Raw genomic sequence first — 14,425 nt, 5'->3', positions numbered from 1 at the left:
AAAGAAACACTGCTGTTTCCTATGTCGCTGCCCTCTACTATCCTTTCTCTACTGCTATATCTGATGCTGGCCGCTGGCTTGGCGTTAGCCCTATGGCTGCTAGTGCGCTACTGGCAGGAACGGCAGTATCGGCGGCGGCCATACGTCGCTCCTGCCCGCAACGACTGGCATCAGCACCTCCCCGCCCCGGACGCCACCCTGTTGCACCGCGTGGCCCTGCTCGGCGACCCTGGTGCCGTAGCTACCGATGGCACCGACCCAATTTTGCAGTTACTGGCTGATTGGCAGCACAGTACGGGCGCGGCGGGCACCGTTGTTATCCTCGGCGACAATGTATATCCCGTAGGTTTGCCCGCACCCGACAGCCCTGCCCGTCCCGCCGCCGAAAAGCGGCTTACGGCTTTACTTGAGGCGGTAGGCAGCTACCCCGGCCGCGTGGTACTACTGAGCGGCAACCACGACTGGAACAAGGGCCGCCCCGACGGCTACGAGTACCTATTACGGCAAGAAGCATACGTTGCCGAGCACCTACCCACGGCGCTGTATCTGCCGCAGGGCGGCGTACCGGGCCCGGTTACACTGCCCCTAGCCGATGGGGTATTACTGGTGGTACTGAATACGCAATGGTGGGTGCAACAGGGCGCTCGGCCCACCGCCGACTCCAAAGAGCCGTTTCGGCAGTTGCACCAAATTCTGGCGGCCAACCAGCATCAGCGGGTACTGGTGGCGGGCCACCATCCGCTCTACTCCAATGCTATGCACGGCGGCAAGTTTACGGCCAAGCAGCACGTATTCCCGCTGACCACGGTACACAAACGCGCTTATGTACCCCTGCCGCTTATTGGCTCGTTGCTGCCGCTCTACCGCAAAGTGGTAGGTGCCGCCGAGGATATGGCGCACCCGCGCTACCGTAAGATGCGCCGCCGCCTGTTGCGGGTGTTGCATCAGTTTCCCAACGTCATCTACGCCGCCGGCCACGACCATAATCTGCAATATTTCGAGCGGCACGGTGGGCACTACTTGGTGAGTGGGGCGGGCAGCAAAACGGCTTTCGTGCAGAAAGGCGGTAAGGCCACGTTTGTGCACGAACACAAGGGCTTCTTCAGCGTCGACTTCTACAGCAATGGCGAAGTGTGGCTACGAACGCTAGAGCCGGCAGCCAACCAGGAAAGCCCTGAAGTTTTCCGGCAGCGCCTCGTACCCGGCCCGGTTACCGCTCCGCCTTTGGTGGTACCCTCCGTGCTCAGAGAGCCGCTGCTACCCGCTTAACTGGCCTGCTTTTCCTTGTCCAACGCAGGCACCAGCACCCGTAGGCTTTGCGGATTTATTTCTATCTGTACTGGGCTAGGCAGGGTTTGCGGCTCGCCATCAATTTGCACTAGTACCTCCTGGGCACCGGGTACCGACACGGAAGCCCGGCGGCAGCAGAACCGCCGCGTGTAGTTGGACTCGTCGAACTCGCCATTATAGAGCCGGTAGAGCACGCTGGGAGCGGCCACGCCGGGAAAGGGTTCTATCACGCAGATTTCAAATTGACCGTCATCCAAGTTGCCGTCTGGATTGATAACCACATTGCTGCCGAACGTATTGGCGTTGGCAATAGTCACCATGAAGGCCGCCCCTTCCCAAGTTTCCAAATCGGTTTCGATGCGGTAGCTGGCCGGCTGGTAGTTCAAGTATTCCTGCGTGGCAATCCGGATGTAGGCGCCCGGCCCGCGCGTATCGCCCTGGTCGAAGCGCTCCACTACCAAAGCATTGAAACCCAAATCGGCTAGGTGAGCTGAGAAGCGCCCGCCTACTTGCAGCGTATCAATTACTCGCTCCTGCCCTTGCCAGATAAGATGCAGGGCTTCCTGGATGTCTTGCGGAATGGCTAAGTCTTTGGATAGGCCATTGCCGGAGCCCAGCGGCAAAATTCCGAGTGGTGTAGTTTGGCCTAACAAAGCCTCAGCCACTAAGCTGACCGTACCATCTCCACCCGCCGCAAAAACGGCATCATAGTCGCGCGCGGTTAGTTTGGCGCGCAGGTTACCCAAATCGTTGTGGCCGGTGGTATGATGAAAATTGGCGGTGCGGCCCCGTTCGGTACAGTAGTCGGTTATAGTCTGTTCGAGGGTGGCCTTGTCGATGTCGCCGGAAACCGGGTTCAAAACAAACAGCAGGTTAAGCAGCGGCGGACGCGGAGGGATTGTCATGAGCAAATAGACCGGAAAAATCCGTGAGCACTCTTGCGGGTTATTGCTTCAGGTTGCTAGGTACGCCTTGCGGAAACTCGGCAGTAATTTCCTGTTCCAATTCGCCAATCCGGTTGCCGGGATTGGGGTGAGTACTCAGGAATTCTGGCTGGCCGCCTCCACCGCCTTTTTGCTCTAGTACTTGCATCACCTTAATCATAGAGCGGGGGTCGTATCCAGCCTTCGGGGTGTATTCCACCGCCAGGCGGTCGGCTTCCAATTCGTCTTCTCGCCCGAAGCGCAACGTCAGCAGCTTGCCCACCATAGCAGCGGCAGCAGAAGCGGCCATGGTACCGGGCCGGTCAGGGTCATACATGCCAATAGCTGCTGCCCCGGTTAGTCCTTGCGTCAACTGCGACTTGGCAATCTGCTCGGCGGAGTGACGGCCCACTACGTGCCCAATTTCGTGGGCCAGTACGCCGGCAACCTGCCCTTCGCTGGTCATGTTCTTCAGCAAGCCGGCCGTAATAAATACTTGACCGCCTGGCAAAGCAAAGGCGTTGATGGTGTTTTCGTCGGCCAGCAGGTGAAACTGAAATTTATAAGGGCTTTGGCCAGCTTTCGTGCTCCGTACAATCTGTTGACCGATTTCCTCGACGCGGGCTGCCGCCTGCCGGTCAGGGTGCAAGCCACCGTATTGCTGGGCCATTTGAGGAGCGGCTTGTAAGCCTAACGCTATTTCTTGGTCAGCCGACATACTTACGTGTTGCACTTCGCCAGTTACTTCATTCACCGAGCGTTTGCAGTAATAAGTTACGAAGGCGAAGGCGGCCATCAGAATGGCAACAACGAAGCGAAGATTTCCTCTCATGGTATGAAGGCAGAAAAAACAGGACGGGTTTCAGCCTCTAATGGGCTGTTGGGCTTGTAACGCAGCACTGGTAGCAGGGTTGCCGAAGTATAACACACCTAAATACCGGTTACTTCCGTATCAGGCACATTCTCCCTTTTCCTGTTTTCTCACATACTCTTACTTCAGCACCATTATGAACCAGAAACGCACCTTCGGCTCCTTACTCACTATTCTTGGTATCATCGGTATCATCTATGGTGCTCTTGGCTTTCTGCACGTAGCTGGCGTGAATCTCAGCAAAATCAACTCCCTAGTACCATTTGGCGTAGGATTGATTTTCTTTTTTGCGGGTATCAACTTGGTAAAGACTACCAGCGACCGGGCCTAACACACGTATCCCCAGCTCCTTGGTCATCTAACTCGAGTGAGCAGATAATCAAGAAGCCGGGGATACGTGTGTTCAGTCGGGTAAGTCTAGCTTCCGGCCAAGCCCTGCTGCTGGGCAAATGCCAGTAGCGCCGAGTTCAGTTCCAACCAGTTGGAATGATACCGCACTGCGTTGGGCCCGTGAGCGAACAGTACGCCGCCACCCTTGATAGCACGGATAATGGCAGAACTCTGCGAAACCGGCAGCGCTGGGCATCCTTGGCTACGGCCTAACCGGCCGTGCTGCCGTACAAATTCTTCACTCACATAGTCGGCACCGTGTACTACTACTGAACGGCTAGCGGCGTTGGTATTATAACCGGGGTCTTGGCCGTGCAGTTTCAGCGACAGGCCGTGCTTGCCTTGGTATGTTTGGCCAGTTACGTAAAAGCCCAAGCTGCTTTTTTCGGAGCCTTCTTGGTTGGAGAAGGCCTGCGCTAGGTCGGCTCCGGTATTCTTGCCGTGAGCAACCAGCGTGTGAAACAGCACTGCTTGCTTTTTCAGGTCGATAACCCACAGGCGTTTCTGTCGGCTGGGGCGCTCGAAATCAATAATGGTAAGCGTATGCTGGCTAGGAGCTACCTGACCGCGCCGGCTGAGCGTGTAATACCCCATCAAGGCTTCCCGGTAAACGTTGGCAGGTACGCCGTAATTCACGAGCTTCGCCTCCACGTAGCTACCTGCTACATACTGCTCGAAAGCAGCCATGTACAGCGTACTACGGGTTTCCAACGTTGGCTTAGTGGGTGGCAATGCTCTGGAGCTGGCTACCGGAATAGAGAAAAGCAGACATGCAGTGAGCAGTATCGAGGTAAAAACAGTCGGCACCTGAGTCATTGGCAAAGCAGTCAATCAAAAACGAAATGAAGTGGCAGCTGTTACTCCACACAAACCTTGGATTACAATAATAGTACTTTAAAGTCGCTTCTTCAAAACATCTGAACTGCAATCCTCTTATTTTCAGTTCCTACCCTCGCACTTTATGTTGCCTCGCTCCCTATTTGCCTTTGCCACCGGACTTGTGCTGCTGGCTTCCTGCGGCCAATCCAATACGTCTGTACCGGGTTTGAATACTGCTATTTGGACGCAGGACACCTACGGGTGCCAAAATAAGCGTAGCGAACAAGCCAAAGCCTTTATTAGCAACAAGGAAAAGCTTTATGGCAAAACTACTGCTGCTATTGAGCAGCTATTGGGCCGCCCCGACGAGGAGGAATTGGCTGAGCAAACCGAGAAAACGTACTATTACTATTTAGAGCCTGGCTCTCAGTGTGACGCTGGACATGCTCGTTCCAATGCCAACAAGCTTGTTATTCATTTCGGAGCTATTGGTACGGCCACTGAAATCCGCACTGAACGGCCGCTACCCAATTAAATAAGCCATTATTGGATTTAGCTCATATTCACGAGCAACAATAACCGACCATAGCATATCAGAACGCAAAAAGGAGGGCTTCCGTATGGAAGCCCTCCTTTTTTATTTTCCAAGTATCAGCGCTAGCACTACCCTATTCCGCCTTCCAGTGGGTCAGACGTAGCTGGCACTGCATCGTGCCGGAACTCATTTTGCAAAGCACTTAGCTGTGAAGGCGAAAGAATACGGCTGCACTCTGCTTCGTACTGCGCTTCCAATTCACCGATGGAGGCCTGTTGTTGGGCTACATTGTCTCGGTACAGCCATGAAATTTCATCTAATCGTGCCAGTTTGGCTTTATTAATTGCACGCAGGCGGATGTACTGCGCTTCGTTCAAGCGCATTTCATTGCTCATCTCGCGCGTGATGGTGCTCAGTCGAATCTGTGAAACCGCATTGGTACCTGGCAGTTCTGCGTGGCGGTCTTGCTTTTGTGCAGAAGCGGCTGTTTGCAATCCAACCATTATTAATAGAGTCACGAACAATGCTTTCATGAGGTGGTGCGCTAAGGTAAAAAGTAGAATAATGAGAATTTCAAATGAGTTCTTCCGACTACTTGATACAAATATATATCAACAAAGTTACACTAACAACAAATAGAACAATTTTTTCGCAATAATATTCACAAATGCCTTTGCGGCGCTACAGACGAGCTTTTATTACATAAAAAAAGCCCGGCTCCTAAATAGAACCGGGCTTCTTAACAAGCTTCGTGTTACTCTATTCAACGCCTTCAATCGGCTTATGGTCGGGGCTTTTGAAGTATTGCATAGCTACCAATGAAATAATGGTACCACCTAGGCTACCCATTAGAATGATAGCCAAAAACGCCATTAGAGCCGATAGATCATAACCGAACAAGTCACGGGCGTGGCTCAGGTTAAGGGTGTCAGGCTTAATGGCGCTTACTGCAATGAAGAAGAAGCCTAGCCCTAAGCTGGCTACAATGGCCGTAACAATGCCTGTACCAAAACCGCCTAAATAAGGCATCCGGTCGTCTTTTACGCGCTTGTAATTGGCAATAGCCATTGAAATACCGATAGCCAGAATAATCAAATTCAGGCCGCCAGCAGCCAGATTATCGAAGAAACCGGCAAAAACGGCAATCAGAGTATAGAGAATAAGGGCACCGGCGGTAATCAGGCCGAAGCGGACCCCATTGGTTTCGGGAGTAATACGCGTGTCAGTCATAGCAATTCGAGGAGTTTGGTTGGGAGAGGACTATTTTATTGCAGGAACCTGCCGGGGTATATAGCGTGTTGCAAAAAGCAGCTACCCACCTTGCTAAGTTTCCTAACCTTGATACTGTATTTAATTCAGGGATGTTGGGGTAATCGGCATTTTTTTCGTTGAAAATTTGCTATATAATCTTCTGGGTCTCTTTTACTTTGGGTGCTGATAGCCGCATAATCACCGGAATAGCCCAGCGCATTTTGCCTATTTTTGCATCTCATCAGATGTTTCCTCTGAATTTTCGCCTGTTTTTCCTTCTATGATTAGCACCTCCAATGTCAGCTTGCGCTATGGCAAGCGGGTTTTGTTTGAAGACGTCACCATCAAATTCATGCCCGGCAACGTGTATGGCCTCATTGGGGCCAACGGAGCTGGCAAGTCCACGTTTCTGAAAATCCTATCCGGCGAAATTGAGCCCAACACCGGCTCCGTTACCATGCCGCCTAACTCGCGCCTCTCGGTACTGCGTCAGGATCAGTTTGCCTACGACCAGTTTCCGGTGCTCCAAACCGTAATCAAAGGCCACCAGCGCCTGTGGAAGGTGATGGAGGAAAAGGATGCCCTGTACGCCAAAGCCGATTTCTCGGACGCTGACGGCGAGCGGGCCGCCGAGTTGGAAGGTGAGTTTGCCGACCTCGAAGGCTGGAATGCCGAATACGAAGCGGCCGAGTTGCTCTCGGGCCTCGGCATTGGTGAAGACAAGCACTACACCCTGATGGGCGACTTAGGTGGCTCCGATAAAGTGCGGGTATTGCTGGCACAGGCCCTATTCGGCAACCCCGACGTGCTACTGCTCGACGAACCAACCAACGGCCTCGACGCCGAAACGGTACTCTGGCTAGAGAACTTTCTCGACTCGTTCCAAAACACGGTGATTGTGGTGAGCCACGACCGGCACTTCCTCGACGCCGTGTGTAATTACATGGCCGACCTCGACTTCTCGAAAATCACCATGTACCCCGGCAACTACTCGTTCTGGTACGAGAGCAGCCAGTTGGCTATGCGTCAGCGGCAGGACGTGAACAAGAAAACCGAAGACAAGCGCAAAGAGCTGGAAGAGTTTGTGCGCCGCTTCTCGGCCAATGCCTCCAAAAGCAAGCAGGCCACCTCGCGCCAGAAGCTGCTGCAAAAGCTTACGCTGGAGGAAATCAAACCTAGCTCGCGCAAGTACCCCTACATTGCGTTCAAGCCCGAGCGCGAAGCGGGCAACCAGCTGCTGACTGTAGAAAACCTCAGCAAGAAGGTGGACGGCCAGACGGTGTTCCGCAACGTGAGCTTCTCGCTGGATAAGAAAGACAAAGTGGCCATCATTGGGCGCGACGACCGGGCCGCTTCCCTCCTCTTCGACATTCTGTTCGAGCAAATCCGGCCCGATACCGGCGACTTTAAGTGGGGCACTACCATCACGCCGTCGTACTTCCCCAAAGAAAACTCCGAGTTCTTCGATACCGACCTTAACTTGGTGGATTGGCTGCGGCAGTATTCCACCGAGAAAGACGAATCGTTTATCCGGGGCTTTTTAGGCCGCATGCTGTTCTCGGGTGAGGAGTCGCAAAAGAAAAGCAACGTGCTAAGCGGGGGAGAAAAAGTGCGCTGCATGCTTAGCAAGATGATGATGGAATCTGGCAACGTGCTGGTGCTGGATGACCCAACCAACCATTTGGACCTGGAAAGCATTACGGCGCTGAACAACAGCCTCGGCGAATTCGGCGGCACGCTACTGTTTGCCTCGCACGACTTGCAGTTCATTCAAACGGTGGCCAACCGTATCATCGAGCTTACGCCCGATGGTATCATCGACCGGCGCATGAGCTATGAGGAGTATTTGGCCGATGACACCATCAAAGCGCTGCGTCAGCGCAAATACCAACTCGTTTCCTAACTGCGTTACCACCTGGTATGAACGCTCTGCACCGCTCCTTATTTACGGTTTTCCTGGCTGGCGCTGGGTTCCTGGCAGCCCCCGCGGCCTTTGCTCAGCGCACGGATACCACCTCTACGGTGAAGCCGCAGCTGAACACGGCCCCGCCCGGCACTGCGCCGCGCCCGATTACGCCCACTCCTACTCCGGCTCCGCGCCAGCAGGTTCCCGTTCCGGCTCCGCCCCCCGTTGACGAGCCCGTTCCCACCCGACCTTCCACTAACAGTCCTTCGGGTCTGGAGCTGCCCCAACGGCCAGGAGTAGCTGCGCCGCCACCGCCGTTGCGGAAGTACTTCCTGTACACCAACCTCGGGCTAGGCTACACCAGCTTCTACGGCGATGGGCAGTTCAACGCGAGTATTGCCCCGGCACTGGGTATTCGGGTGACTGAGAAATTGGCAGTAGGCCCTGGCATTAGCTATTCCTACACCAATATCAGCTACTCCGACTACAACCAACAGGTGTATGGCTACCCATCCAGTGTTATTGCCAATAACTTGGGGTTGAAGGCCTTTGCTCAGTACATCGTGTACAAGCAGTTCTTTCTGCACGCCGAATACGAGGTAACGCGCAGTAATATAAAGTACCGGTTCCAGAATCAGGGCCAAGGCCAGCCTCAGGGGTTCAATATCAAAAGGACCCTAAACACCCCGCTAGCTGGGGCCGGCTACCGTAACGAATTCAGTGACCGGGTGGCGGCGGATATTGTGGTACTATACAACTTCAACGACGGGCTGAATCCTGATGGCTCTAGTACTTCGCCATACGGGCAGCCCGAAATACGCTTCAACTTCCTAGTGAACCTAGGCAAGTAGCAGCTACCCGCAAAACACAAAAGAGCCTCCCCATGACTGGGGAGGCTCTTTTGTGTTTTCAGACTAAAATTTTCGGCTATGATATAGCTACACTACCCGGCCGCCGCGGATTACCCGTAGCAGGATGGCAATGATGGCAATAACCAACAGGATGTGAATCAGGTTGTTGCCAGCCATGCCAGCACCCAAAACGCCGAAGAAGCCAAGAGCCCAGATGAGGATGAGCACAACGGCAATGATGTACAATAGATTTCCCATGGTAAGTGGTGGTTGAAGTGGGGAGAGTGGAAAGGAAGGCTTCAATTACAACTACAGATGTTGTGGGAAGCTGATTTGCGGATTTGTACGCGGGGGGTTGCAAAAGGATATATCCGCACTAAAAAACTTTGGCATTTATAGGGTCGTTTCCGAAAAAACAGCCAGGGATAGACGCTGAGAGCGTTTTCTTGGTGTATATATTTTTCGCGTTTCCTCAAACAATTTTCTCCTAGCCCTCAGATTACTGATCTAGCCTACGGGAATGCTGCTTTCGGAGTAGTTTTGCCAGCGCCATTTTTAGCGCTGATGTTCCTCTCCTCCCACCCTTTTTTTCGTTTCGTAGCATGAGCACGATGCATGTTGCCGTTATTGGCTCGGGCACTATGGGCAATGGCATTGCCCACGTATTTGCCCAGCACGGATTTTCCGTTGCCCTCATCGACATCAACCAGCCAGCCCTCGACAAGGCCCTTGCCACCATTGGCCGCAACCTCGACCGCCAAGTAAGTAAAGGCAGCCTCTCGGAAGCCGACAAAACGGCTTCCCTTGGCCGCATTCAAACCTATACCAGCATTGCCGAAGGCATGCAGGGAGTGCAACTAGTAGTAGAAGCCGCCACCGAAAACGTGGACCTGAAGCTGCAAATATTCCGCGACCTAGACCAGCATGCGCCGCAGGAAGCCATTTTGGCCTCGAATACTTCGTCTATTTCCATCACCAAAATAGCGGCCGTTACCAAGCGTCCGGCGCAGGTAATTGGGATGCACTTTATGAATCCGGTGCCGGTAATGAAGCTGGTGGAAGTGATTCGCGGGTACGCTACCTCCGACGCCGTAACCGAGCAGGTGATGGACCTTTCGCGGCAGCTTAGCAAAACGCCCACCGAGGTGAATGACTACCCCGGTTTTGTGGCCAACCGTATTCTGATGCCCATGATCAACGAGGCCATTATCAGCTTGTTTGAAGGCGTGGCCGGCGTCGAGGAAATAGATACGGTGATGAAACTGGGCATGGCGCACCCTATGGGCCCCTTGCAGCTAGCCGATTTCATTGGCTTGGATGTGTGCTTGGCTATTTTGCGGGTGCTGCACGACGGGCTGGGTAACCCGAAATACGCGCCCTGCCCGCTGCTGGTAAATATGGTAATGGCCGGCCGCCTGGGCGTGAAATCCGGCGAGGGTTTCTACCAATACACGGCCGGCTCCAAGGAGCTGGTAATAGCTGAGCGGTTCCGCAAATAGCAGGCGGCAATAAACTCGGTAGCAGTTGCACTGTTCCCCGGTCGGCTGCAAGCCTGCTTTGTATTCTATATTAGACAAGTCCCTGAAGTTGAGCGCACTTTGGGGGCTTGTTGTGTTTTACGGCTGAGCAGCAGCGGAAGCAACGTAGCTAGCGGCGACGTTAGCAGAGCATTACCTCGACTGTGCGTAAACTTTTCCGCTCAAAATTCGCTTTTATCCGTATATGCTTCTCCATTCCAAGCTGCACGTACAAAGCATTGTGCGGGGTAGTCCTGCCGAGTGGCATCTCACCCATCAGATACTTACACTCATGGAACTAGCAACATTCGGGGCCGGCTGCTTTTGGTGCGTCGAGGCCGTATTTCAGGATCTTCAGGGCGTGCAGAAAGTGGTGTCGGGCTATTCCAACGGCCGCATTGCCAACCCTACGTACCGCGAAGTATGCAGCGGCCTGACTGGCCACGCTGAGGTTATCCAAATCACCTATGACCCGCAGGTTATCAGTTTCAAGGAGCTGCTGGAGGTGTTCTGGAAAACCCACGACCCCACCACCCTCAACCGCCAGGGTAACGACACCGGCACTCAGTACCGCTCGGGCGTGTATTATCACAACGACGAGCAGCGCCGCTTGGCCGAGGAGTACAAGCAGAAACTCAATGAGGCTCACGCTTTCGACAACCCGGTTGTAACGGAAATCGAGCCGTTAAAGAGCTTCTACCCTGCTGAAGACTACCACCAAAACTACTACAAGCAGAACGGCCATGAGCCCTACTGCCAGTTTGTAGCGCGGCCTAAAGTGGAAAAAGTGAGAGCCTTGTTCGGCGACAAGCTGAAAAAAGCAACTGCTTAACAAGCTATTTAGGAAGCACCCACTACAGACATAAAAAGGCCCGTTCCAAGCGCTTGGAACGGGCCTTTTTGTGCCTGTATCGAGGCTTCTAGGTTACCCTTGCAGGGTGATGGCAAATGGCCCGATTTCCTTGCCAAGGAAATAGAACATAGCTACTTTATCAACCACGCTACGGGCCCACGCCGAACAGCTAGCATCTACTACCTGCCCGTTTTTTACCATGATGAAGCCGGTAGCTTCGCCTGGATATGCGCCATCGGCCCCAACGGGTGGCACGGGGGTTAGGAACTTGTGCGGCTTGATTTGGATGTTCTCCTGCTCAACTGGCAGCTTCAGCGTTGGGTCTTCCTTGCGCGGCTTGAAGCCAAAAGTAGGCGAGTAAGAGAAGTTGGGGTTGTGCACCCAGTCGCCATTGAAGATGTAGTACTCGTCGGTGCCGATACGGATGAACTCACGCAACGAGCAGCGCACGGCAAAGCGCGGCGCAGCCGGGTTTTGCAGAGCCTCCAACAGTTGCTTAGTGCGGTTGGGGTCGTACACGTCAACTAACGCCTGCTTCATACGGGCTTGCGCGGCTAGCTCGCACCCAGCATACAGGTTGAGCAGTTGCTGCCGCCACTCGTGCAGAGAGCCCAGGCGCTTGGCCTCGGCCTGGCTGACATCGGGCAGCGTGTAAGTGTAAGGCCCGGCTAGTGCCACACCGTCGGAGCCGTTGGCCACCGACCATTCCACCAGGTAGCATTGCTGCTTGCGCCCATCCACCCACGGCAGCTCGGTGTTGTAGATAACCTTGGTCTGGATGTCGGCGGGATTCGCTTCCAGTTCGTTCGCCAGATAGGTGCGAATCTCTTCGCGGGCTTCAGCGGCCGAAGCTGGATTGGATTTGAAGTTCATGGAGTGGAAATTTTAAAACAAAGAATCGAGAAGTGAGAGCTTGAAAAGCTAAAGTACTGGCTTAGCTGCATTTCAGGCTCTCCCTTCCAAACTCTAAAGTTACACGGCTACGTTGTGCTCGCGCAAAGCGTCGTTGAGGCTGGTCTTGAGGTCGGTGCTGGGCTTGCGCTGGCCGATGATGAGGGCGCAGGGCACGTGGTACTCGCCCGCCGGAAACTGCTTGGGCAACGAACCCGGAATAACCACCGAGCGGGCCGGTACGTGCCCACGGTATTCCTTGGGCTCAGTGCCCGTGACATCAATAATACGGGTACTGCCCGTGATAGTCACGCCGGCCCCAATTACCGCTTCTTTTCCTACGAAGCAGCCTTCTACCAGAATACTACGTGAGCCGACGAAGGCGCCGTCTTCCACAATTACCGGGGCGGCCTGCACCGGCTCCAATACCCCACCAATGCCTACGCCACCGCTCAAATGCACACCCGCGCCAATCTGCGCGCACGAGCCCACCGTAGCCCAGGTGTCTACCATCGTGCCCTCGCCTACCCAAGCGCCAATGTTCACGTAGCTGGGCATCAAAATCACACCGGAAGCCAGATAAGCACCATAGCGGGCCGTAGCTGGGGGCACCACCCGTACACCCTGGCCGGCGTAGTCGGTTTTCAGGCGCATTTTGTCGCGGTACTCGAACGGGGGTAGTTCCAGCGTTTCCATCTGCTGAATAGGGAAGTACAGGATGACGGCTTTCTTCACCCAGTCGTTTACAATCCAACCGCCTTCCTGGTCGCTGGCGGGCTGAGCCACGCGCAGGCGGCCTTTATCGAGCTCTTCAATTACGTGGTGGATGGCGTCGGTGGTAGCGACTTGCTGGAGCAGGCTCCGGTCGGCCCAGGCGGCCTCAATGGTTTGTTGCAGATCGGTCATGTTGTTGATTGTTGATTGATAAGAGCGGGTTGTTATGCTTTAAGAGCCGATTGATAAAGACAGGAAACATGCACAAGACGTGATTAGCCCAGGGGATAATCTCCTTAACAATCAATAATCAGCCTCCAAAACCAGCACCTCAAGCACAAACTTACCATCTTCGCGGGCAAGATGGCGCCACTTTCTTCTCCTTCCGGTTCTCGCATTCGCACGGTGCTGCTGGCCTCAGTGCTTAAGCCCCTGGATGACACGCGGATGTACGGCAAATTTGGCGTTACTCTGGCTGAGCGGCCCAATACTAGCGTGCACGTTGCAGGCCGTGCGGCGGCCGTACCCGCTACTGCGCCGGCCAATCTGCACACGCATTGCTTGCTGGAAGGCAGCCGCCTAAGCTGGGCCCGGCTGGCGGCCCAATGGCGCTACTGGCAACTACTGCGCCGCCTACAACCCGATTTGGTGGTTGTGCACGCCCCTGAGCTGCTACTCCTCACCTTGCTCTGGCACTGGCTGGCTACCAACCGGCGGTTTCTCTACGACATCCGCGAGAACTACGCCCTGAACGTAAGCACCCAGCAGGTGTATGGCGGTTTTACGCGCCGGTGGCTGGCGGCGGGGCTGCGGTGGGTGGAAGCCAGAGCCGCCCATCGAGCAGCGGCCGTCTTGCTGGCCGAGGAAAGCTACGCCGACGAGCTACCCTTTCTCAAGGCTCTTCTTCCAAAGCAAGTCTTGCTTTTAGAAAACAAGTACCAGCCATTTTCCGCGGAAGCTGCCCTCCTGCCCCGGCCGCTGCCCACCCCCACCGAGCCGCTCCGGCTGCTTTACTCCGGCACTATCTCCCGGCTCAACGGCATCGAAGAAGCGCTAACACTAGCCGAAGAACTACACCGGATTCGGCCAGGCGGTGCGTTACTTACAGTTATTGGCTTTTGCCAGCAACCTGGCCTACTACTCGAATTGCAACAACGGCAACAGGCCAACCCAGCTTGGTTGCGGCTGGTGGTGGCGGCTGGCCCAGTACCCCACCACGCCATTGTGGCCGAAATTCAGCAAAGCCATATAGGTTTGCTGCTCTACCAGCCCCACCCCAGCACCGAGCGGTGTCGGCCCACCAAGCTGTTCGAGTACCTGGCACACGGTCTGCCCATGCTCATACCCGCCAATCCGCTATGGGAAGACGTGGTGCGGCGCTATCGGGCTGGCTTGGTAGTGGATTTGCAGCACATGACTGAAGCTGCCAAGATGCTGCATGAAATTACCACTCCAAAATTAACCGCGACTTCCCTTTTCTATCCTGAAGGAATTCCAACGGCGGCTCTGTGGGCTTCGGAAGGTATAAAATTACGGGCCTTGGTCGATTCCATTCGGTAACTACCGACCTTCGCCGCCCGTTTAGCAAGTAGCCCTGTGGGTTTTTACTACCTT

The 14,425-nt window shown here is 54.6% G+C and carries 16 protein-coding genes; 8 read left to right on the top strand and 8 right to left on the bottom strand.

The window, feature by feature from the left end; all coding sequences use genetic code 11:
- The first annotated feature begins 21 nt into the window (after nt 1-21).
- Nucleotides 22-1,269, top strand: a complete 1,248-nt coding sequence (locus tag G536_RS26875) for a metallophosphoesterase (protein ID WP_051166886.1) — start codon at nt 22-24, stop codon at nt 1,267-1,269.
- Here G536_RS26875 and G536_RS0107950 read toward each other — a convergent pair.
- A complete protein-coding gene (locus G536_RS0107950) occupies nt 1,266-2,195 on the bottom strand; it encodes a diacylglycerol/lipid kinase family protein (protein ID WP_022823060.1) in 930 nt (309 codons plus the stop codon). The genes G536_RS26875 and G536_RS0107950 overlap by 4 nt on opposite strands.
- Before the next feature lie 40 nt (nt 2,196-2,235).
- The gene (locus G536_RS0107945; protein ID WP_022823059.1) at nt 2,236-3,045 is read right to left on the bottom strand and encodes a M48 family metallopeptidase; all 810 of its coding nucleotides are present in this window, start codon (nt 3,043-3,045) and stop codon (nt 2,236-2,238) included.
- A 175-nt stretch (nt 3,046-3,220) separates the two neighbouring features.
- Between G536_RS0107945 and G536_RS0107940 the strand changes: the two genes are divergently transcribed.
- Nucleotides 3,221-3,415, top strand: coding sequence for a hypothetical protein (locus G536_RS0107940; protein WP_022823058.1), 195 nt, complete (start codon nt 3,221-3,223; stop codon nt 3,413-3,415).
- A gap of 86 nt (nt 3,416-3,501) precedes the next feature.
- Here G536_RS0107940 and G536_RS0107935 read toward each other — a convergent pair whose 3' ends face one another.
- Nucleotides 3,502-4,281, bottom strand: coding sequence for a murein L,D-transpeptidase catalytic domain family protein (locus G536_RS0107935; protein ID WP_026879953.1), 780 nt, complete (start codon nt 4,279-4,281; stop codon nt 3,502-3,504).
- 154 nt (nt 4,282-4,435) lie between these two features.
- Between G536_RS0107935 and G536_RS30465 the strand changes: the two genes are divergently transcribed.
- Nucleotides 4,436-4,828, top strand: coding sequence for a hypothetical protein (locus G536_RS30465; protein ID WP_022823056.1), 393 nt, complete (start codon nt 4,436-4,438; stop codon nt 4,826-4,828).
- Between the two features lie 128 nt (nt 4,829-4,956).
- Here G536_RS30465 and G536_RS0107925 read toward each other — a convergent pair whose 3' ends face one another.
- A complete protein-coding gene (locus G536_RS0107925; protein ID WP_022823055.1) occupies nt 4,957-5,361 on the bottom strand; it encodes a hypothetical protein in 405 nt (134 codons plus the stop codon).
- A 226-nt stretch (nt 5,362-5,587) separates the two neighbouring features.
- Nucleotides 5,588-6,058: a DUF4199 domain-containing protein gene (locus G536_RS0107920; RefSeq protein WP_022823054.1), complete on the bottom strand. Its 471-nt coding sequence runs from the start codon at nt 6,056-6,058 to the stop codon at nt 5,588-5,590.
- Between the two features lie 301 nt (nt 6,059-6,359).
- Between G536_RS0107920 and G536_RS0107915 the strand changes: the two genes are divergently transcribed.
- Both G536_RS0107915 and G536_RS0107910 read left to right on the top strand, forming a co-directional pair.
- Nucleotides 6,360-7,982: an ABC-F family ATP-binding cassette domain-containing protein gene (locus G536_RS0107915; RefSeq protein ID WP_022823053.1), complete on the top strand. Its 1,623-nt coding sequence runs from the start codon at nt 6,360-6,362 to the stop codon at nt 7,980-7,982.
- Between the two features lie 17 nt (nt 7,983-7,999).
- Nucleotides 8,000-8,836 carry a hypothetical protein gene (locus G536_RS0107910; RefSeq protein WP_022823052.1) on the top strand — a complete coding sequence of 279 codons (837 nt, stop codon included), beginning with the start codon at nt 8,000-8,002 and terminating at the stop codon, nt 8,834-8,836.
- An 87-nt stretch (nt 8,837-8,923) separates the two neighbouring features.
- Here the strand turns inward: G536_RS0107910 and G536_RS32080 are convergent, their stop codons facing one another.
- Complete coding sequence (locus G536_RS32080) at nt 8,924-9,094, bottom strand: lmo0937 family membrane protein (protein ID WP_022823051.1); 171 nt, start codon at nt 9,092-9,094, stop codon at nt 8,924-8,926.
- 353 nt (nt 9,095-9,447) lie between these two features.
- Here G536_RS32080 and G536_RS0107900 point away from each other — a divergent pair, with 353 nt between their 5' ends.
- Together G536_RS0107900 and msrA are read left to right on the top strand one after the other, a co-directional pair.
- Nucleotides 9,448-10,335, top strand: coding sequence for a 3-hydroxybutyryl-CoA dehydrogenase (locus G536_RS0107900; protein WP_022823050.1), 888 nt, complete (start codon nt 9,448-9,450; stop codon nt 10,333-10,335).
- Nucleotides 10,336-10,645: 310 nt separating this feature from the next.
- A complete protein-coding gene (msrA, locus tag G536_RS0107890; RefSeq protein ID WP_022823048.1) occupies nt 10,646-11,185 on the top strand; it encodes a peptide-methionine (S)-S-oxide reductase MsrA in 540 nt (179 codons plus the stop codon).
- Between the two features lie 93 nt (nt 11,186-11,278).
- On the opposite strand, the gene G536_RS0107885 is transcribed toward msrA, so the two are convergent.
- Both G536_RS0107885 and G536_RS0107880 read right to left on the bottom strand, forming a co-directional pair.
- Nucleotides 11,279-12,079 carry a hypothetical protein gene (locus tag G536_RS0107885; RefSeq protein ID WP_022823047.1) on the bottom strand — a complete coding sequence of 267 codons (801 nt, stop codon included), beginning with the start codon at nt 12,077-12,079 and terminating at the stop codon, nt 11,279-11,281.
- 99 nt (nt 12,080-12,178) lie between these two features.
- A complete protein-coding gene (locus G536_RS0107880; protein WP_022823046.1) occupies nt 12,179-13,003 on the bottom strand; it encodes a 2,3,4,5-tetrahydropyridine-2,6-dicarboxylate N-succinyltransferase in 825 nt (274 codons plus the stop codon).
- Nucleotides 13,004-13,174: 171 nt separating this feature from the next.
- Here G536_RS0107880 and G536_RS0107875 point away from each other — a divergent pair, with 171 nt between their 5' ends.
- The gene (locus tag G536_RS0107875) at nt 13,175-14,371 is read left to right on the top strand and encodes a glycosyltransferase (RefSeq protein ID WP_022823045.1); all 1,197 of its coding nucleotides are present in this window, start codon (nt 13,175-13,177) and stop codon (nt 14,369-14,371) included.
- The last annotated feature ends 54 nt before the right edge of the window (nt 14,372-14,425 follow it).

Source organism: Hymenobacter norwichensis DSM 15439, from assembly GCF_000420705.1.
Lineage (GTDB): Bacteria > Bacteroidota > Bacteroidia > Cytophagales > Hymenobacteraceae > Hymenobacter > Hymenobacter norwichensis.
The sequence above is the reverse complement of the archived record's forward strand: the minus strand, read 5'-3'. Positions and strand labels throughout refer to the sequence as shown.